Raw genomic sequence first — 20,457 nt, 5'->3', positions numbered from 1 at the left:
GTAGTTGATTTCCGTTCCAGGATACTCGCTTTCCATGGGGCGTACGGTGAGCCTCCTGCCGCTTTGCGCCTTTAGGAGTCTCCACCTGACCGCTCGTCCCATAGGAGTCTCGCACCTTGCACTCCAATCAACTTATCAAAGAAGTCAAGAATTAAAAATCATGTAAATAAGAACTCTCTATAATTAGTAAATGAAGAAGATAAAACAGTAAGGGAAACGACACAACGAGAGAAATGAGAGATACATAACATGAAGAGCAACACACATCTACTTGGAGGCGTTGTAGGAGGGGCTGCTTACAAGGCTTTCACTGATTTGCCTCCAGAGACTCTGCAGCATGAACTGACTTTTTTTGGTGCGGCTGTTTTTGGCAGCTTGCTTCCAGATCTTTGTCATCCAGGATCATATTTAGGGAAGAAAACCGTTTTTTTATCAAAAACAATTTCTAAGACATTCGGGCATCGTACGATTACTCATAGCTGGATGATGATTTTAGTATTATTTTTGTTGCCACAATGGATAGATTGGCGTTATGAAGAAAGTTTAAGCATCGGCTTGGTAGTAGGAGTACTTTCGCATCTTATTCTAGATGCTGCGACATCTAGGGGTATTCAACTTCTTTATCCGTTACCTATTCGCTTTCGTTTTCCTTTCTACACGAAAACAGGCTCAAGAACAGAAACGAACATAGCGTCATTACTCGGATTATTAGCCGCTGTCTTGATGATTCATCTATATATTGTGTCCCTGTTTTAAAGCAAGAACTTAAAAAAAGGGTTTAATTTACTTCCTCAATGGTAATACAACAATTGTATACAAAAAATGAGGAGTGGTTAAGTAATGGCTAAAATTGCAACAGTACTCGCAAACATGTTTGAAGATGTAGAATATACGGAACCGGCAAAAGCTTTTCGAGAAGCTGGCCATGAGGTAACCGTTATCGGCTCAGAAAAAGGGGCAACACTTGAAGGAAAACAAAAGGAAGCTCAAGTGACGACAAATGCCGCAATTTCAGAAGTGTCGCCTAATGATTATGATGCGCTTTTCATTCCCGGTGGATTTTCGCCTGATATTTTAAGAGGTGATGACGAATTCGTTCAGTTTACGAAACATTTTGCTGATGAAGGGAAGCCTGTATTTGCAATCTGTCATGGTCCGCAGCTCTTGATTTCTGCAGAGGTTCTAAACGGAAGAAGCATTACCGGATTTAAGTCCATTCATGTTGATCTAAAAAACGCTGGGGCAACAGTTAAGGATGAAGAGGTTGTCGTTTGTGGAGGTAATCTTGTAACGAGCCGCCAACCAGATGATATTCCTGCCTTTATTCGAGAGTCATTAAAAGCCCTGCAACAATAAGCTAATACAAAATGAACCGTCTAGAAATAGCTTCTAGACGGTTTTTCAATGTTGAAACTAAATCTAGCACACAGCGTACAATAGGTATGAACATATAGATAGGATGAAGAACGATGGAATCGAAAGAGTATTTATTAAAAGAACTTCAACAGATCGAGAAATGGGAAAAAGATCAAAAAGGGTTATGGTTCTGGGAGCGAATTACTCGCCTACCGTTTAAGCTGCTAGATAAAGTGACACCAAAATTCATTCAAAATAAGATTGGAACACTGCTTGATGAGATTGGTGGATACATACAAAACGGTGGTCAATATCTATCTAAAGAGCAATCGGTTTTTCAGTTCTTCGAAAAACAAACAGGTAGATCGATACATGAATTAGCCGACTTTAAAACCATACCCGTTGAAGAAATGAAGAACGTTTCCTTAGAGCTTGCAAACAAACGAAAAAGTGCTGCAACTCTACAAGGAGCCAGTACTGGAATTGGAGGTATCTTCACACTAGCGATTGATATACCTGCTATATTAGCAATCTCTTTAAAAACTTTACAAGAAATCGCGATCATACACGGATATGATCCAAATAATAAGGAAGAACGAGTCTATATCTTAAAATGCCTCCAATTTTCTACTTCTGATTATGTAGGCAAAGAAGCGATTCTTAATGAACTTGCTGCAATCAGTAAGGATGAAATGAAATCAAGAGAAGTCGTTTCTCAAATACAAGGATGGAGAGAGGTCACATTAACATTTACAGAGTCATTTGGTTGGAAAAAGCTGTTTCAGATGGTACCTATAGCAGGAATTATATTTGGAGCATTCGCCAATCGTTCAATGATCAGTGATCTTGCAGAAACAGGAACCATGCTTTACCAAAAGAGAAGGATTGTAGAAAGACTAAATTCTGCTTCTAACACTATTGTTGAATCGCAAAATTAGTAAAAGTGAAATATACGGAAAGGACATTTTTCTACTACGTTAGAAAAATGTCTTTTTTTGTAGTCTGGTCATCTAGTATACAAACCATAGAGAATCGTATTTCAGTTTAGAAGGACTAATGAACGTGTATGTTGAAAAGTACATGTAATACACATAAGAAATATATGTAAATAATAGAACTCAAGAAGGTGACAAGGAAACGTGGAACGTATTGATAAAAGAAATCGATTAGAAGAAAAACCTTTTAGTTATCGAGAAACAAAAGATCACAACGTATTTTTAGATTACTACGGAAAACAAGTGAAAATTCTTAAAGGAAAGGAAGCAGAAAAGTTTTTAAATAGAATCAAAGCAGCAGACAGCGAAATGGCAGAACAGCTGATTATGGCTAAAATAACCGGTAATTTCAAAAGGGGTAATGAACGTAAAGCATGAGATGACTTCATTTCCTTGAGATGCACAAATTCTATTAAACAATGATTTTTAAGTCATACTCATCAAAGTTCAGGAGTGAAGTAGATGAAAGGGTTCAATTACAAAGATTATGATGGATTAGGGCTTGCAGAGTTAGTTAGAAAAAAAGAAGTCCAGCCGATTGAACTGCTTGAAGAGTCCATCAAAAGGATTGATACTCTAAATCCGAAAATCAATGCTGTTATAAATACGATGTATGAAAAGGCACGGGTGATGGCTGACAATGAACAAAGTGGACTGTTTGCAGGTGTACCTACGCTGTTAAAAAATATTTCACAAGAGGTGGAAGGTGAACCGATTACTGCTGGCTCGAAAGCTTTCCTTTCTTACCGGGCAAAGATAGATTCTGAATATGTACGAAGATTAAGAAAAGCTGGCGTTGTATTAGTCGGCCAGACGAACGTTCCGGAGTTTGCGTTAGTCGCTTATACCGAACCCGTTCAGTACGGTCCAACCCGGAATCCATGGAATCTGAAACATACGCCTGGCGGTTCAAGTGGAGGTTCAGCAGCTGCTGTCGCCTCTGGTATGGTTCCTTTTGCCGGTGCTAATGATGGAGGTGGTTCCATTCGAATTCCGGCATCTTATTGTGGTTTGTTTGGATTAAAACCAACAAGAGGAAGAACCCCCGTCGGTCCTAACTTAGGCCGTTCCTGGCAAGGAGCGTCAGCTGAACACGTCCTAACACGAACCGTTAGAGACAGTGCTGCCATGCTGGATCAATTGCATGGTCATGAGAAAGCAGGTGCCTTTTATACTCCAAAATATAAAGGCAGTTTCCTAGATGCTTCTAGTACTCCAATTGATGGGAAGTTAAGAATTGCTTTTTCTGTTACATCGCCGATCAAAACAGAAGTTCATCCTGAATGTCGAGATGCAGTGCTTAATTCTGCAAGAATATTAGAGTCTATGGGGCACGATGTGGAAGAAGTTGATGCTCCTGTTGATGGGCTTAAGCTAGCAAAAAGTTATTTAACAATGTACTTTGGTGAAACGGCGGCTACTTTAACGTCTCTAGAAAGTATTCTTGGCCGAAAAGTGACCTACCGAGATGTAGAACCTTCTACTTGGCTGCTTGCTTTGCTAGGAAAAGCAACTTCAGCAGAAGAATTTGTACTCAGTATTAGAGAATGGGATATTGCAGCTCTCCAGATGGAGACCTTTCATGAAACTTATGATTTTTACATAACGCCTACGACGGCTTTTCCCCCGGCTATGATTGGAGAACTTCAGCCGACCGCTTCTGAACAATTTCTTATTCGTACTGTTGGTAGAACCGGTCTTGGTGGGTTATTAAAAAAGGCAGGAATCGTCGATCAGATTGCTCGAAAAAATCTTGCTAGAACTCCTTTCACTCAGTTGGCGAATCTGACTGGACAACCGGCTATGTCCGTTCCGATGCATCTTACAGAAGATGGACTACCGATAGGAGTGCAGGTCATTGCGGCAAGAGGTCACGAGAATTTGTTGCTGCAATTAGCTGGAGAGCTTGAACAATCGGAACATTGGATAGATGTGCGTCAAAATCCTTTATTTTAAATCGTCTAGCACCTGCTAGGCGATTTTTTTATTAGCGAACAAAATTTACTATCATTCACATAAGTGGCAAGTTCATGTTCATACAATAAGAGGGGTTCTTCGCTATCTTTCATTCTTAATAAACTTTAGAAGGAGGTAACATGGTGAGAACGATTCAAAAGTCAATGAACATACTCGACTTATTAAGCGATCCTTCAAAGGAAGATCTCAAGACAGCGTTGATTTCTTTAAATATAGAGCTCGAGGATGTTCAAACAGAACTTAAAATTTCAGAGAGTAAACCGTATTATAGAAAGCTGTTATATCAGAACGAAGATGTAGAATTATTGGTAATGAATTGGTCACAATTAGAGTGTGCTCCGCATGATCACGGTTTTTCTCAAGGATGGATCAAAGTGCTAAGTGGTTCTTCCGAAAATACTGTTTATGAGATTAGTGAAAATGGGTTGCCTTCTGAATTATTTACATCGACTCACACTAAAGACCAGATTTTCTACGCACCTAAAAGAGGAATCCATAAGATGAAGGCTGAAGAAAATAGCGCTCTTGTCACACTCCACCTCTATTCGCCACCCATTAGTGGTATGAAAGTATATGATCTTGAAAAATGTTCAGTGTGTATCGTCTCTGATGATTGCGGAGCATGGTGGCCAGATGAGCAGCGACAAAAGTTAAAAGAGATACAGTTGAATTCTTGAGTAACTGATACGAAGTCCAATTAAAGGAAAAGTTTAATTGGACTTATTCTATTCACTCTTTACTCCTTTTTTCTAAGTCTTTAGCAGTATCGCTCAATTCCACCTCTTTTTCATCCTTTAACGTCCCAAACAATACATCGATAAAGGGAGTTGAAACGCCGTACCAATAGTTCTCGTTCTTATAATGATGCAAAGTATGTGTCTTCTTAATCCATCTGCCAAACCTGGTTTTCGGTTTCAGCGGCCTATGAGCCACATAATGTTTCCATTCATAGACGAAAAACATAAATAAAAGACCGATAGAAAAAGACAAGGTGTACTGAATTGCTTGTGTGAAGAAAAAAAAGAGGGTGGATAAAAGAAAGAGGCTAGGGATGCTATACCAAATTGGCAGGAATAACAACTTTAATTCATTTGGCTTTTTATGATGATCATAGTGTAATCTCTTTATTAATTTGAACAGAATTGTATTTTTAGGTGCTTTAATATGAAAGAAAAAACGATGCGTGAGATATTCGCTGAACATGTAAATCAAAATACCTAGTGGAAAGAAAAGTAGAACTGTTGTCGTAAGGTTCATCGTAAACAGAAAGCTGGTTATTAAGAAGAAAATAATTATCATAACTACTATATCAAAATGCAAGAAAAAATCTCGATATATTCCTTTACTCTTCATTGTTCTTTCCTCCATTCATCTTTTTCTTCCAAAGATTTAGACTATCTTCCATCATGGATTGCGTTATTTTTTCAGTTCCTTCAATGTCACCGATTAATATTGATTCTAACAGGGCTACGTAATACTGTTTAGATAACGATCGAGAAGAGGAATCTTCGAAGTATTGGAGTGCCATTCTGTAATAAACATCTTTAAAGCTATTCAGGATTAGGCAATAGATCGGGTTAGGAGATAATTGAGCCATTTCTTGCTGCAGATGATAATCAAAAAGAGCATATGAAGCTGGTTCATCTTTCAATTCATCCAGAGATGAAAACAAAGATATTAGTTTTACTCGGTTATATTTAACCGCATCTTTTATATATGTTGGGGTTAAAGAAACCCTAAGTTCAAGCATATACACAATAAATTCATCAGGAATTTCGTCTTGCAGTTGAAGAATGGTAACGATCGTCATTAAGTTTCCTTGTTTCCAATATTCATTTACCGTGGCTGGCATTCCCTTGTGAAAAACGATCCAGCCATCCCGCTCTAATCGCTGCAAAGCCTCTCTAATTGTTGGTCTTCCTACATTGTAAATCGATGATAAATCTCTTTCAGAAGGGATTGATTCATGAATTTCTATTTTTCCTTGTAGAATGGATTGGATGATTTGTTGGCCAATCATTTCGGAAGAACGCTTGTTCATGGTAAGTTACACCTCATTCTTATGGTAATACCAATTATTGATGTTGGTATTACCAAATATATGAATGCAGTTGAGTTTCATGACATTATTCAAAATCAATCATGATTCTAAAAACCACCTGTCCTTAGATGCAGGTGGTTTTTGTGTCTTGCCATTTACCTAGACTGTATAAAACAGAAGGCAGTTACAAAAGCTGAGAACATCAATGATTTAGAAGGAGGGAAAGAGATGAGCCAGCAATTTTTCAAAAGAAAACGTCACGATTCCTCTTCATCAACTAAAAATTATGACCATCTTCATGTATCCTCTGATCTAAAGACGAATGTAGCAGAAATCAAGAACATTCTGGGAGAGAGTATCGATGTAAAAATCGTAGAGTTTTTAGAGATGCCTATTCCTTTTGGCATTTGTTACATCGAAGGATTGATCAACAAACAACAACTTGAATTATCCATTATTGAGCCTATAAAACGCACACAACTAGCAAATAAAACGTTACAACCGAAAGAACTTATACATCAAACAGAAGTTTCTGCAATGATAAGTCCATGTCCTCATTTCGATTTGATCATAACCCCTGTCTTAAAAGGCCAGGTCATTATTTTTGTAGATGGGATGACAGAGGCATACTCTATTCCCCTTGAAACGTGGGAGACACGCGGTGTAGAAGAACCTGAAGCACAAACAATGGTAAGAGGTCCACGTGAAGGATTTATTGAAACGCTTCAGACCAATACAACCTTGCTGAGACGCCGAATCTCAAACCCTACTTTACGCTTTAAGCCGTTTGAAGTAGGAAAAATAACGAAAACAACGATTTTAGTTTCCTATCTGGAAAGCCAGGTCGATCAAGAAGTCTTACAAGAAGTGATAAAAAGGGTATCGAATCTAAACACTGACAAAATATTCGAAAGTGGAATGCTTGAAGAATTAATCGATGAGAACGGATACTCTCCTTTTCCTACCTTTCAATCTACAGAACGACCAGATGTAGCAGCTGCAGCACTATCTGAAGGTAACGTTGTAATCATGTTCGAGGGTACACCATTTGTCCTTATCACACCAACAACCTTTATATCTTTTTTCCAAGCGGCTGAAGATTATTACCATCACTTTGATCTTTCAAGCTTTATTCGTGTGATTCGGGTTATCTCTTTCATGATATCATTAGCACTTCCGGCGGCATATATTGCTGTCACTACCTTTCATCAAGAGTTGGTTCCCACTAATCTTCTAGTAAGTTTAGCCGCTCAAAGAGAAGGTGTACCGTTTCCAGCATTCGTTGAAGCACTTGTTATGGAAACAATCTTTGAAATCTTGCGTGAAGCCGGTATTCGAATGCCCCGTCCAATTGGTTCTGCTGTTTCGATTGTAGGAGCGATTGTAATCGGTGAATCTGCTGTAGCCGCAGGACTTGTTTCCCCAGCTATCGTAATTGTCGTTTCATTGACAGCAATTTCAAGCTTCGTCTCACCTTATTATGGGTTTAGTGGTGCTGCACGTTTGCTAAGGTTCGTACTAATGATTTTAGCAGCAACAACAGGCATTTTTGGAATGATTTTTTTCATGATTGGTCTACTGATCCACCTATGTTCGCTAACGTCCATGGGAAAACCTTACTTCTCACCGTTAGCGCCGTTTCAATCGGGAAAACAAAAAGACAGCCTACTCCGTCTACCTTTATGGTGGACACAAACGAAACTGCATAGAAAATGGGTAAAAAAATCATGAGGAGATGGAATATAGTTGCTGTAATCATCTCATTCTCATTGATACTATCTGGATGTGCTGGTCGAGTAGAGCTTAACGAACTCCTAATTGTATCCTCTATTGGTGTGGATTATAAAAAGAATAAAACGATCGTTCATTTTCAAGTGGTGAATCCAGGAGGCACAGCAGGTGGGCAAGGTGGTGCACCATCAGGAGGATCTGGGGGATCGGTTTACACGTATACCGTTTCAGGTGAGACCCTTTATGATGCTGTTGAAAAAGGAAGAAACATTTTACCTCGAAAATTGCTTTTTTCACATATTACAAGTGTCATTATTGGTGAAAAATATGCAAGGACCGAAGGGTTAGCTCCATTATTTGATTTTATGGAGCGAAACCATGAAGTTCGGGATAATCTCATCATGTTTGTTGCAAAAAATTCGACTGCCAAAAATATTCTCTCTATTTATACGCCAATCTTTAAGAACCCTGGTGAATCATTAAAGAACAGAGTGCGCTTAGCTGCCACCTCTACTGGTATATCAGATGGAATTAAGGAGAAAGATGTCGTTCGTTGGCGATATGGTGAATTTAGGGATCCGGTCATTCAAGGCGTAGAAATTGTTCAGATAAATGATAGTCAAAGCGAAACATCCAATTTAGAAAATATAAATGCAAATGATAAAACTTATCGAATTACTGGACTGGCTGTCTTCAACAAAGAAAAAATGGTGACCTGGTTGAACAATGATCAAACGAGAGGTTGGTCTATTATCAATCAAAGAGTAAAGGATATTTTTATTTTGAGTCACAAATGTGATAGTCAGAAAGGTAACGTAGGATTCATGGTAAAAGACGTTGACTCTAAAACAAAGGTTCATTACACAAATGGTCATTTGAAATATGTAGTAAATGTAAAAGGGAAAGCCATTCTACAAGAAGTGACATGTGCAGTCGATGTTGGTGATCCAAGGACCCTTATCGAGATGGAAAAACGAGTAAATGAGGAGCTAGCACGTCATATAAAAAGCACGGTGAAAAAGGCACAGAAAGAAAAGACGGATGTTTTTGGATTAGGGAAGTTGCTTTATAATAAGCATCCTGAAGTCTGGAAGAAATACAAAGAAAATTGGAGTGAAGAGTTTTCCGATGCGGAACTAGAAACAAATGTATCCATAAAACTTGAATCTGTAGGAGCGAGGGTGGAAACCATTCATGAGCAAAAATAAACCCTATCGTATTACACTTACGACTTTTTGGATTTTTTCAATGTTGAATGTGGCAGCATTCCTCTCCAATAGACAATGGCTTCCTTTTTCAAAATGGATCGATGCTATATATTCACCACTATATAAACTGATGTTTGGAGGATAAACATGAACCATACTATAAATCGATGGCAGCTTGTTTTAATCGTAATCAGTTTTATAATGGGTAGTTCCTTGCTAATGGCACCTAACTTAACCGCTTTTTTCTCTGCTCAGGATGCATGGATTTCTATGTTATTTGCGGTAATAATCGGTTTGACCCTAAACATTATTTGGATATTGATTCTTAAACGGTACCAGTTTCGCTCTATTTTTCGTATCACCGAAGTAGCTGGAGGTAAGGTAGTTGGCACGATATTAAATATTATCATCATCTTTTATGCTCTACATTTAGCTTCCTATGTGGTTAGAAACCTTAGTAACTTTATGATCTCAAATGTTATACCAGAGTCAAGTCCATGGACTTTTCAGATTATGATCGTTCTACTTGCAGCATATTCCTGCTTTTATGGATTAAATAACATTGGTCGTGTAAATGAGTTTTTAACGCCTTTTATGATTCTCTTTTTCATTTGTTCGTTAGCCCTTACTACGAATCAATTCAGATTTTCACACTTGCAGCCTTTTTTCGAACAAGGGATGTTAAAAATTTCACAAGGTGCGTATACGACGACTGGATTTCCATTCATCGAGATCATTCTTTTAGGAAGTGTTCTCACTTATGTGAAAAACAAAGAAAAACTCTCTAAGAACTATCTGGGAGGAATCTTGTTTGGAGGATTAGCTCTTATCTTAACCGTATTTATTGCTGTAGGTGTTGAAGGAGCTTATATGGTTAAACGGCAAAGTTATCCTACTTATGAGTTGATGAGAGATATTTCAATCATCAATATTTTTGAGAGAGTAGAGGTCATCATTGGTGTTGTATGGATATTTGGAATTCTTGTTAAGATTGTCATTTGTCTATTTACAGCACTAAAGGGATTACAGCATCTATCTAAGTTTCCGAACTATCATCCCTTTTTACTTCCAGCCGGATTATTAATATGGGCGTTGAGTAACCATATGCACACGAATACAATGGAATTTACAGATTTTGTAGGGAGAAATTGGACATTATGGTGGTTTACTTTATATCTGATCTTACTTGTTGTGTTAGGTATAGGTATTTTGCGAAAGAAGGATAAGAATATGGATCAGGATGCAAATGATTCCACTCAATAGTATTTTCTATAATAGTGAGAGAGCGCAAGTAACGGCCAGATTTTATCATAACTATGGTAATGGATATAAAAAGCGCCAGGTAAGCCGGCTCCTGTTGGATAGCTGGCTTCTTTCTTTTTAGTTAGCAACCAATTAACAGCTTTTTTCATACTGAGATTAGGCTGGTCCGAGATAGCCGTTAATGTGTTAAGCGCCCAAGCTGTTTGAGAGTGTGTACTTTTGTTTAGGCTAACATACATTCTCTTCGTATCACTCTTACAAGACTCGCCCCAACCTCCATCTTTATTTTGAATCGATAACAACCAGTTTTTCGCTTTTTGAATTTCTTTATCATTTTTGTGAACGCCACAGGCGATTAAACCTGTAACAGCAGCCCATGTCCCATAAATATAACAAACTCCCCATCGTCCATACCATGAACCATCTAATTCTTGATTCGCTCGTAGCCAGTTCACACCTTTTGTTATTGAGAGATGATCTTGATTCATGCCGTGATAATTTCCTAAGAATTCTAGAATCCTGCCTGTAATATCTGGAGTGGATGGATCAACTAGAGCGTCTTTTGCGTGCTTTATGGGTAGGCTTCCGATTAGATAACGATTTGTATTCTTTTCAAAGGCTGCCCATCCGCCATCATCGTTCTGCATAGATAGAAGCCATCCAAGCCCTTTTTCATAGCTTGAATAATAAGAAGAGTGGGTACGACAGTATTGCGCAGTGGTACGGAGTGACACTTGAGTATCATCTAGATCTGGGTGCTGCGTATTACCTATAGAAAAGCCCCAGCCTCCTGGGATTGCATCAGGATTATGAACAGACCAATCACCATATTTATTCTGCTGTTGTGTAAGTAGAAATCTTGCTCCTTTTAATACGTGGGCGTTTGTATGTGGAACACCCGCTTCAAGCAATGTATAAAGCATGAGAGACGTATCCCATGTAGTGGATGGTGAATTTTGCAGATGCAACGTATCATCTACCTCACAAAACATATTCATCAACCCGTTCAGAGCGTTTTGAATAACCGGTGATGATGTATTAAATCCTTCTGAAAGCAGACCGTAAACCATGAAAATAGTGGTTAACCCATAACTAAGAAGTGTTCCATCAGGTTCGATATGGTTTTGAATGTATGAAAGTATATTTTCTTTCTTCGTTTTCATGTAAGATTCTCTTATGTTCAACAAGGAGAACAGATTTATCCAATCTTCAATGTTGGAACCTTGATCTGATTTTCCTAATGATACTGATAGATCAGGTGTGTAGCTTGAAGTTAGTTTCTTTTTACCTTCAATCATTAACAGAACAGGAGCAAAGTGGGCTCTAGCATAGCTGCTGATATCATAACGGTTAATGGGAGAAGTAAGAGGCAGTGAAAAGAGAATGGCTGGATCGATTGGTAGCTCTGGCCAGTGATATAAACCGTTCATAGCTAAAAAGACTTTTGTTAAAAGGTCAGCATTTTTTAATCCACCATTATTTAGAATGAATTGTTTGGCGTTTTGAAGTGATTCTTCAGTGTGTGGAGGGAGCTTTGAATACAAAAGAGCTATATAGGCTTGGATCGTAGCTGACAAATTCGCCGGTTCCTCATCAGGATATATACGCCATAAGCCATCGTGAGACTGTTTGGAAAGGATTCGATTGGTTATCCTTTTAATAAGGTTTTCATTTTTGTAGTCTATGGTTCGTAATAAAATGAGCATATACGCATCTGTGATCACAGAATTCTCAAAACAAAAACGCCAAGTTCCATCCGTTTTTTGGAGGGAAAGAAGCTCATTACACCGTTTATAAATTTCTGATTCAATTTCAATAAAATTAAAATTCAAATTCCTCACCGCACTTTATCCATAGTGCTTACAGTGTATGTCGTATATAGGTTATCCTATGAACAGGTAAGTGCAATCACTGTTCTTTTTTGAATTATCACGATAAAATCTTTTTATGAATTGAGTTTTTGTTTTTAGGAGGAATTAGTTTGAGTAATAAACAGCTTGCAACATTCGCAGGGGGTTGCTTTTGGTGTATGGTCAAACCGTTCGATGAGCTACCTGGCATTCATGGTATCGTATCTGGTTACACAGGTGGAGAACTTAACAACCCAACCTATGAACAGATTAAAACAGGTGAGACCGGGCATCGTGAAGCGGTTCAAATCACATTTGATCCGGAGGTTTTTCCGTATCAAAAATTGTTAGATCTGTATTGGCCGCAAATTGATCCAACGGATGATGAAGGACAGTTTATCGACCGAGGAACACAATATAGAACGGCGATCTTTTATCATACGGAAGAACAAAGAGAACTTGCCGAACAATCTTTAAAGAATTTAGAAGAAAGCGGAAAGTTTAAAAAGCCGATCGTAACAGAAATTTTACCAGCAAGCGTGTTTTATGAAGCTGAAGAGTATCATCAAGATTTTTACAAGAAAAACCCAAAAGCATATAAAGAAGAGCGCGAAACTTCAGGCAGAGACACTTTCATTGAGCAGAATTGGAAATAAGAGGACTGTAATATTATTATGTAAACTTTAAAGCGGCTTTTATTAGAATCTCTCTTTTTATACAAAGGACGTATGGAGAGAATCACTCAACATCCATAGGAGAATGTAGTTTATCGTCATGGATATCTATATACAATTTATTGTTGCTAGTAAGTAGTGCATAAACTACACTTTCAATTGTAAGATTACGTTTCTTGAGTTCCGATAACAGCCATTCTTTAGAGATGTTATTCTCTTTTAAGTTGTTCAGTAGAATCTCACCATCCATCATCAACTCGATGGGGAGCTTCACTTCTTCTTTAAAGATATGTAAGTCTTTACGGGTGACAGCAAGGTGCGCTTCTTTTTTCTTTACAGAGAGAAGTCCGTTATTCTCAACGAGTGCGTAGTCTACATCGTCTATGGAGAAAATATCTTTTTGCCTAAGTTGCTGATTTAAATAATCAAGGGTGTAACGCATTTTCCTCATATTATGCTCTAATATTTTTCCGTTCTCAATAACGACAGTCGGATCTCCTGCTACGTATTTGCGAGCTCTTTTACTCTTTAAGGAAAGAAATGCAGAAAGATAGATCAGAAGAACAAAGATGAAGAACACGAGAAAGATATAACGCGCTTTTACTTCTAAGGCAAATGCTAAGTTTGCAGTGACAGAACCAAGCGTGACGACAGCGATAAAATCAAAGATCGTCATTCTTGAAACGGTTTGTTTGCCTAAAATACGAGCAGCAAAAAATATAGAAAAAAAGGCAATTATAGATCGAATAATTACATCAACATAAGGATTCAAGTAGGTCACATCCCTGAAACAACAATTTAAATACTACCTTATCTTTTTATCCAACTTATTGTGATTTAAGTCGATTTAATTGTTAAGAGTTATAAAAAAAACGCACAGAATCATTCCTGTGCGTTTTCTTGCTTACTTCTTGTTCTTTTTATACTGATTCAATACATGAACCATACCTTCTTCAATAAGTTCATTCGCTGGTTTATCAAGTTTTTTAGCTAATATCTTAATTTCAGTGTATAACGAATTGCTTAAAGTAGTATTCACATTTTTTCGATCGTGGTTCTTTGTTCTTATCTCGCTTGAATACATGTGCATACCTCCAACAGGAGACTTCTTAATCTTCTTGATTCAGTCTATCATAATTCAGAGGTGGTAAGACTATTTTCTTTGTCTAGCTGCATACGGATAGATTGGGTCTTTTAAGTGAAATTCATAGGTTTCACCATCAACGATACCCACAACTTTTTCGCTATCATATAAATTCAGCAAAAAATCCGCCATCTCTTTACTTGTATGAAATTTAGGAACTGTTCCTTCATATTGAAACTCGTCGAGATCCATGGAACGCTTTGCAAATTCTGTTTCCGTAGCAGCTGGAGCTAACACTTTTGCTTGCATGGCTTGTCCTTTACTCTTTAATTCTTGTGCGAGTCCTTCTGTAAAGGCACTCACATAAAATTTGGATGCACAATACGTTACGGCGTCTGCAACAATCGTGTAGCCTCCGCCAGAAGATATGTTGATAAGCTGTGTTCCTTCAACCTCAGCATAATCTCTAACATAAAGAGAAGAAAGAACGGTTAATGCTTCAATATTTAAATGAATCATCGTTTCAATTTTATCTAAATTTTGCTCTCCAACTGAAGCGAAGTTCCCAAAGCCCGCATTGTTAATCCAAGTTTCAATCTCATGTTCCTTAAGACTTTCATAGAAATCATGTACTTTAGAGGTTATTGATAGATCAACTGTGTAAACAACAACGTCAAGATCTGGATACATAGACAATACGTTTGCTCTAAGTTGCTCTAATTCTTCTTTTCTCCGAGCTGCAATAATTAAATTCTTACCTCTAGCAGCAAATGCAAGTGCCGTTTCGTATCCAATTCCAGAGCTCGCTCCCGTAATTACTGTGTATTTCATTAAAATCACTCCTCAAATTTATTCATTTGGTAATTCCTCTTGTGTTTTATTATACTGATTAGAGTAAACTCTAAGTCAAGAAACTAGATATCAGTTGGAGTGATAGACATGTATACCATTGGAGAAGTTGCTAAACTCCTTAACATTAGTACACATACTCTGCGATTTTATGAAAAAGAAAAGATTATTTCACCAGAGCGAACAGTTCGTGGTGATCGACGTTACTCTGAATACCATGTTCAATGGCTGCGTTTTGTTATCAAACTTAAAGAAACGAAAATGCCGCTTGCTCAGATTCAGGAATATGCTTCTTTATTTTTACAGGGTGATCAAACTACTCATAAGAGGTTGAACTTATTAAAAAATCACCAAGATCATGTTCAAAACCAGATACAAGTATTAATGGAAATTGATAATATGTTGCGTAAAAAGATATCAGCATATGAAGAATATCTTCGTAAGCAAGATTTCAACTAAAAATAAGGAGGTGCTACTTACATGACACAGAAACGGATTAGAGATTTCGGGGTGAAGATTGGTAAGATAGAAACCGGGGCTTTTAACTCAATTACAGATGTCGAAGGAGTTACAGTAGGGCATGTAACGCTAAGCGAAGGAGCTATGCAAACAGGGGTTACTAGCATCATTCCTCATGATGGAAATACATTTATGGACAAACTTATCGCTTCGAGTCATGTGATCAATGGATTCGGGAAAACGATGGGAACCATTCAGATGAAAGAACTAGGGGTGTTAGAAACTCCTATCATACTGACTAACACGTTGAGTATAGGAACCGCCGCAGATGCCTTAATTCAATATATGTTAGATAAGAATCCTGAGATTGGCCAGACAACAGGTACAGTAAACCCTATCGTTGGTGAATGTAATGACATGTTTTTGAATGATGTAAGAGCACAATTTGTAAAAAGAGATCATGTCGTAAAAGCTATAGAAAATGCTGGAAAGGAAGTAAAGGAAGGTAGTGTTGGAGCAGGAACGGGAATGCTTTGCTATTCCTTAAAAGGTGGAATCGGTACGTCTTCAAGATGTTTTTCAATCGACAATGAAACGTTTACGATTGGAGTACTTGTATTGTCAAACTTCGGCATATTAAGCGACCTGCTGATAAACGGTAGAGCTATCGGACAAGAATTAAAGGAAGCTTTACTAAAATTGTGGGAAGAAAAGGACAAAGGATCTGTCATGATTATCGTAGCTACAGATCTACCCGTTTCTGAAAGACAACTGAACCGAATTATTAAGAGATCTGTGACAGGTTTGTCAAGAACGGGTTCGATTATTACGCACGGCAGCGGGGAAGTGGTGATTGGTTTTTCGACAGCAACTAAGATTCCTCATAATAAACCGAATCAGATTACTATGATTCCAACGATACATGAAGAAGATATGGATCTAGCATTTCGTGCTGTTGGAGAAGCTGTAGAAGAAGCAGTGTTAAACTCGCTAGTAACAGCTACACATGTCAAAGGCCGAGACGGGAATGAACGGCCAGCGTTCAAAGATCTTCTAGAAGAATTCGATATACAATTATCGGAATGATAATTAAAGCTTACAACGCACAATACATAAAGAAATCCCTATCGAAGATTATTCGATAGGGATTTCTTACATTTGTTATACAAATAGATTTAATAGAAGGATGAAACCTAATCCAGCCACTGAAATAATGGTTTCTAATAAAGTCCATGTTGCAAACGTTTCTTTCATACTTAAGCCAAAATACTCTTTGAACATCCAGAAGCCTGCATCATTCACGTGTGATGCTATTAAACTACCAGCTCCTGTTGCAAGGACAACTAACGCAAGGTTAACATCGGTTTGACCTAATAATGGGATGACTAGACCCGCTGTTGTTAATGCAGCTACCGTTGCAGATCCTAACGAAATTCGAAGGATGGCTGCGATAATCCATGCTAGTAAAATCGGGGAGAACGTAGTGTCTTTGAACAACTCAGCTACATAATCGCCAACGCCACCGTTGATCAATACTTGTTTGAAGGCTCCGCCTCCACCGATGATTAATAGCATCATTCCGATATGAGTGATAGCTGTCGTACATGAATCCATAACTGTTTTAATCGGTATATTTGTAGCTAATCCCATCGTATAAACAGCTACGAGTAATGAGATCAGCATGGAAGTAGATGCGTCACCAACAAAGCGGATCACTTCAAATGATTTTGAGTCTGCAATACCCATCGTGTTCTGAACAAGTGTGATTACAGTAGCGATAGACATTAAAATAACTGGAAGCATCGCTGTAAACACTGAGATACCAAATGAAGGTGTATCTTCTAATTTAAATACTTTCTGTTCACCTAGTGAAGCGATATTTCCTGTTTTGTTGAATGAGTCAGGAACAATCTTTTTTGCAATCTTTGTAAATACTGGTCCTGCAAGAATTACAGTAGGGATCGCAATAATAAAACCATAAAGCAATACTTCACCAATATTAGCACCAAATTCTCCTGCAATTACCGTTGGCCCTGGGTGAGGAGGTAAGAATCCGTGTGTTACTGAAAGAGCTGCTACCATTGGAATACCTAGATAAAGAATGGAAACGCGTAATTGTTTTGAAATAGCAAAAACGATCGGAATTAATAGAACAAGACCTACTTCAAAGAATAAAGCGATACCTATAATGAAAGAAGCAACAACAATCGCCCATTGAATTTTCTTTTCCCCGAATTTCTCAATGAGTGTGATAGCAATCCGCTGAGCACCGCCGGCATCTGCAATCAGTTTACCTAGCATGGCACCTAGACCGAAGATTAACGCCAAATGACCGAGCGTTCCACCAAGACCTGCTTCAATGGATTTAACAATTTCTCCAAGTGGCATACCTAGTGCTAATGCAACACCGAATGATATGATGATTAAAGAAATGAATGTGTTTAATTTGAAATACATGATCAATAATAACAATGCTAAAATTCCACAAGCTACGATAAATAATGGCATGATAGATCCCCCTAATACTAATTTTCTCTAGTGATTAAACTTCTTTGATACGTTGCAATACGTGAATAATCTTCTTCAAGTTTTCTAGATAGACTGATAAATATGGGTAACAATTCTCTATATTCTTTTACCGCTTCTTTATTTGGAGAGTGAGTATATGTACTCCCGATCATTTTTGAAGCCGCTTCAAACGATTCTATTTTTCCTGTTGCATATAACCCTAGAATACATGCCCCTAAGCAAGAACTTTCGTAAACCTCTGGCACCGCTACCTCTGTATCAAAAATATCTGACATCATCTGACGCCAAGTTTCTGATCGAGCAAAGCCACCAGTCGCTTGGATTCGGCTCACAGGTTCATCCATACATTCAACCAAAGCCAAATAAACGGTATAAAGGTTATAGATCACTCCTTCAAGTGCAGCTCTAATCATATGTTCTTTCTTATGAGACAACGTTAGACCGAAGAAAGATCCTCGAACATCTGAATTCCAAAGTGGAGCACGTTCACCAGCGAGATAAGGGTGAAACAGTAAACCATCAGCTCCAGGTCGCACACGTTCTGCTATCTTAGTTAAAATTTCATAAGGATCTATTCCTAGACGCTTTGCTGTTTCAAGTTCTGAAGCTGCGAATTCATCCCGTATCCAGCGCAGGACAACACCGCCGTTGTTAACTGGCCCACCGATGACCCAGTGATTCTCTGTTAGTGCGTAGCAAAAAATTCTGCCTTTCTCATCAGTCTTTGGCTGATCAATGATTGTACGTATCGCACCACTCGTACCAATAGTTACGGCTATTTCGCCTTTACCAATCGCATCTACACCCAGGTTTGACAGCACGCCATCACTTGCTCCAATAATAAATGCTGTTTTCGGATCGATTCCGATCTGCTTGGCTATATCTTGATGACAATCATTGAAGATCGTTGTTGTAGGGACTAGGGTTGATAATTGATTACGATTAATTCCTGCAACACGTAAAGCTTCTTCATCCCAATCCAGCTTTTTCAGATTCATCATCCCCATCGCTGAGGCTAGAGAATGATCAACAACATATTCGTTAAATAGGCGCTGAAAAATGAATTCTTTAATCCCTATATATTTTTTTGCTCTTGCTGCGATTTCAGGCTGATCATTTACAATCCAAGCGATTTTACTTAATGGACTCATCGGATGGATAGGAGTGCCTGTTCGTTTATAGATCTCATGTCCGTTACATTGTGTTTTTATTTTTCGTGCCAAAGCTTCACTGCGATTATCTGCCCAAGTGATGCAAGGTGTTAAGGGCTGATCATCTTCATCCATTGCAATCACGCTGTGCATGGCACTGCTAAATGAAATGAACGAAATAGAGCTGGATGGAATAGAAGAACGTTTGATAACATTTGTAAGGGTTTGCAAAACCGTTCGGAAAATTTCTTCTGGATCTTGTACCGCTGTAGAAATATCAGGCGTGTGAAGCGGGTACCCAATGTTTTCTTGTGAAAGAATTTCACCGTTTTCATTAAACAACACTGCTTTAGTACTTGTAGTTCCGATGTCGACTCCTATCATATAGCTTTTTCTATGTTGTGAACCGTCGATATCCATCATTTATTTACTCCTTTTCTTGCTCCCGTGCTTTCGATAGCATTTGTTGTGACATCCATAAATCATCTACTTTTCCTTGAACATCATCAAAATTTTGATGCAGCGATTGAATCATAATTTCTCTATTTTTTGATGAAATCGCATCAATATAGAGTTCATGGTTTTTCATGATTCGAGAAAGGTCATCGTACTTTTCATTGAAATGCATGCGCATGGATAATAAAATGAAGCTTTCCATAACTGGTTTTGTATTGTTCCAGATCATCGTGATGTACGAATGGTTGATAGAACGAATAATTGTTTCATGAAACAAGACATCCTGAAGAGCGAACTCATCAGCATCTTTGTACTTAATTGCAATCTGCATCATCTCAAAAATTTTTGTAAGTTCTTTAACAACGTGCGCCGTGTCGTTTTTAACAAGTCGTTCAAACACGAACGTCTCAATAAGAAGCCGAACATCATAAATTTCTTCAATTTCTTTTTCAGTTAAGCCGACCACAACTGCACCCATACGCTCTAAACGAATTAAGTTTTCATTCGATAGAACCTTAAGTGCTTCTCGTATAGGAGAGCGGCTTACATTATATTCAGCAGCTAATTTATTTTCAGAAAGAGTGGTACCGCTTTCAATGAGTCCCGAGATAATCCGCATTCTCAGCTCACAAGCGACACGTTCCCCAGTAGAAGCTTTGGAAAGCCACTTTTCAGGATAAAGAAATTCCATAGAATCGTTCAACTTAATAACCTCCTTTTGTAGAACGAGTATACTTGTATACAAGTAGTATTATAGTACAGTGATTATAAAATGCAAGCGCTTTTATTTAATGTTAAAAACAAATAGTGAGCAAGCGTCTAAACAAAGTGATC

General features: G+C 38.1%; 22 protein-coding genes. 13 read left to right on the top strand and 9 right to left on the bottom strand.

The features are described from left to right. The first annotated feature begins 249 nt into the window (after positions 1 to 249). The 6 genes from IHV10_RS07615 (at position 250) to IHV10_RS07590 (ending at position 5,005) form a co-directional block, all read left to right on the top strand. Positions 250 to 756, top strand: coding sequence for a metal-dependent hydrolase (locus IHV10_RS07615; protein WP_197128005.1), 507 nt, complete (start codon positions 250 to 252; stop codon positions 754 to 756). A gap of 84 nt (positions 757 to 840) precedes the next feature. After that, positions 841 to 1,356 carry a type 1 glutamine amidotransferase domain-containing protein gene (locus IHV10_RS07610; protein ID WP_197128004.1) on the top strand — a complete coding sequence of 172 codons (516 nt, stop codon included), beginning with the start codon at positions 841 to 843 and terminating at the stop codon, positions 1,354 to 1,356. A gap of 113 nt (positions 1,357 to 1,469) precedes the next feature. Continuing rightward, complete coding sequence (locus IHV10_RS07605; RefSeq protein ID WP_197128003.1) at positions 1,470 to 2,294, top strand: EcsC family protein; 825 nt, start codon at positions 1,470 to 1,472, stop codon at positions 2,292 to 2,294. A 201-nt stretch (positions 2,295 to 2,495) separates the two neighbouring features. Next, positions 2,496 to 2,729, top strand: coding sequence for a hypothetical protein (locus IHV10_RS07600; protein WP_197128002.1), 234 nt, complete (start codon positions 2,496 to 2,498; stop codon positions 2,727 to 2,729). A gap of 84 nt (positions 2,730 to 2,813) precedes the next feature. Further along, on the top strand, positions 2,814 to 4,307 hold the full coding sequence (locus tag IHV10_RS07595; RefSeq protein ID WP_197128001.1) for an amidase: 1,494 nt from the start codon (positions 2,814 to 2,816) through the stop codon (positions 4,305 to 4,307). Positions 4,308 to 4,447: 140 nt separating this feature from the next. Next, on the top strand, positions 4,448 to 5,005 hold the full coding sequence (locus tag IHV10_RS07590) for a cysteine dioxygenase (RefSeq protein WP_197128000.1): 558 nt from the start codon (positions 4,448 to 4,450) through the stop codon (positions 5,003 to 5,005). 52 nt (positions 5,006 to 5,057) lie between these two features. On the opposite strand, the gene IHV10_RS07585 is transcribed toward IHV10_RS07590, so the two are convergent. Then, entirely contained in the window at positions 5,058 to 5,681 is a 624-nt protein-coding gene (locus IHV10_RS07585) for a sterol desaturase family protein (protein WP_231618145.1), read from the bottom strand. Further along, complete coding sequence (locus tag IHV10_RS07580) at positions 5,671 to 6,369, bottom strand: GntR family transcriptional regulator (protein WP_197127998.1); 699 nt, start codon at positions 6,367 to 6,369, stop codon at positions 5,671 to 5,673. The genes IHV10_RS07585 and IHV10_RS07580 overlap by 11 nt, the downstream gene beginning before the upstream one ends. Before the next feature lie 228 nt (positions 6,370 to 6,597). Here IHV10_RS07580 and IHV10_RS07575 point away from each other — a divergent pair, with 228 nt between their 5' ends. Genes IHV10_RS07575 through IHV10_RS07560 form a run of 4 tightly spaced genes read left to right on the top strand, consistent with a single transcriptional unit; the run spans position 6,598 to position 10,571 of the window. After that, positions 6,598 to 8,100 (top strand): spore germination protein, encoded by a 1,503-nt coding sequence (locus IHV10_RS07575; RefSeq protein WP_197127997.1) that lies wholly within the window; start codon positions 6,598 to 6,600, stop codon positions 8,098 to 8,100. After that, the gene (locus IHV10_RS07570; RefSeq protein WP_197127996.1) at positions 8,097 to 9,308 is read left to right on the top strand and encodes a Ger(x)C family spore germination protein; all 1,212 of its coding nucleotides are present in this window, start codon (positions 8,097 to 8,099) and stop codon (positions 9,306 to 9,308) included. Before IHV10_RS07575 ends, IHV10_RS07570 begins: the two co-directional genes overlap by 4 nt. Then, entirely contained in the window at positions 9,295 to 9,453 is a 159-nt protein-coding gene (locus IHV10_RS07565; protein ID WP_197127995.1) for a hypothetical protein, read from the top strand. Before IHV10_RS07570 ends, IHV10_RS07565 begins: the two co-directional genes overlap by 14 nt. Before the next feature lie 2 nt (positions 9,454 to 9,455). Then, positions 9,456 to 10,571, top strand: a complete 1,116-nt coding sequence (locus IHV10_RS07560) for a GerAB/ArcD/ProY family transporter (RefSeq protein WP_197127994.1) — start codon at positions 9,456 to 9,458, stop codon at positions 10,569 to 10,571. On the opposite strand, the gene IHV10_RS07555 is transcribed toward IHV10_RS07560, so the two are convergent. Further along, positions 10,565 to 12,403 carry a terpene cyclase/mutase family protein gene (locus tag IHV10_RS07555; protein WP_197127993.1) on the bottom strand — a complete coding sequence of 613 codons (1,839 nt, stop codon included), beginning with the start codon at positions 12,401 to 12,403 and terminating at the stop codon, positions 10,565 to 10,567. The two genes, IHV10_RS07560 and IHV10_RS07555, sit on opposite strands and share 7 nt — an antisense overlap. 149 nt (positions 12,404 to 12,552) lie before the next feature. Here IHV10_RS07555 and msrA point away from each other — a divergent pair, with 149 nt between their 5' ends. After that, positions 12,553 to 13,077 (top strand): peptide-methionine (S)-S-oxide reductase MsrA, encoded by a 525-nt coding sequence (gene msrA / locus IHV10_RS07550; RefSeq protein ID WP_197127992.1) that lies wholly within the window; start codon positions 12,553 to 12,555, stop codon positions 13,075 to 13,077. A gap of 82 nt (positions 13,078 to 13,159) precedes the next feature. Here msrA and IHV10_RS07545 read toward each other — a convergent pair whose 3' ends face one another. From IHV10_RS07545 to IHV10_RS07535, 3 genes are all read right to left on the bottom strand, one after another. Continuing rightward, positions 13,160 to 13,867: a DUF421 domain-containing protein gene (locus tag IHV10_RS07545; RefSeq protein WP_197127991.1), complete on the bottom strand. Its 708-nt coding sequence runs from the start codon at positions 13,865 to 13,867 to the stop codon at positions 13,160 to 13,162. A gap of 132 nt (positions 13,868 to 13,999) precedes the next feature. Continuing rightward, positions 14,000 to 14,179, bottom strand: coding sequence for a hypothetical protein (locus IHV10_RS07540; protein ID WP_197127990.1), 180 nt, complete (start codon positions 14,177 to 14,179; stop codon positions 14,000 to 14,002). Positions 14,180 to 14,248: 69 nt separating this feature from the next. Then, positions 14,249 to 15,010 (bottom strand): SDR family NAD(P)-dependent oxidoreductase, encoded by a 762-nt coding sequence (locus IHV10_RS07535; protein WP_197127989.1) that lies wholly within the window; start codon positions 15,008 to 15,010, stop codon positions 14,249 to 14,251. Positions 15,011 to 15,118: 108 nt separating this feature from the next. On the opposite strand from IHV10_RS07535, the gene IHV10_RS07530 reads away from it, so the two are divergent. After that, entirely contained in the window at positions 15,119 to 15,487 is a 369-nt protein-coding gene (locus tag IHV10_RS07530; protein ID WP_197127988.1) for a MerR family transcriptional regulator, read from the top strand. 21 nt (positions 15,488 to 15,508) lie between these two features. After that, positions 15,509 to 16,573: a P1 family peptidase gene (locus tag IHV10_RS07525; protein ID WP_197127987.1), complete on the top strand. Its 1,065-nt coding sequence runs from the start codon at positions 15,509 to 15,511 to the stop codon at positions 16,571 to 16,573. A 75-nt stretch (positions 16,574 to 16,648) separates the two neighbouring features. Here IHV10_RS07525 and IHV10_RS07520 read toward each other — a convergent pair whose 3' ends face one another. From IHV10_RS07520 to IHV10_RS07510, 3 genes are read right to left on the bottom strand one after another with little or no spacing between them, the layout of a single operon-like run. Then, positions 16,649 to 17,995, bottom strand: coding sequence for a GntP family permease (locus IHV10_RS07520; RefSeq protein WP_197127986.1), 1,347 nt, complete (start codon positions 17,993 to 17,995; stop codon positions 16,649 to 16,651). A gap of 17 nt (positions 17,996 to 18,012) precedes the next feature. After that, positions 18,013 to 19,551 carry a gluconokinase gene (gene gntK, locus IHV10_RS07515; RefSeq protein ID WP_197128243.1) on the bottom strand — a complete coding sequence of 513 codons (1,539 nt, stop codon included), beginning with the start codon at positions 19,549 to 19,551 and terminating at the stop codon, positions 18,013 to 18,015. Between the two features lie 43 nt (positions 19,552 to 19,594). Further along, positions 19,595 to 20,326, bottom strand: a complete 732-nt coding sequence (locus tag IHV10_RS07510) for a GntR family transcriptional regulator (protein ID WP_197127985.1) — start codon at positions 20,324 to 20,326, stop codon at positions 19,595 to 19,597. Positions 20,327 to 20,457 lie beyond the last annotated feature (131 nt).

Source organism: Fictibacillus sp. 5RED26 (assembly GCF_015903895.1).
Taxonomy (GTDB): Bacteria; Bacillota; Bacilli; order Bacillales; family Fictibacillaceae; genus Fictibacillus; species Fictibacillus phosphorivorans.
This window is presented reverse-complemented; position numbering and strand designations above follow the sequence as displayed.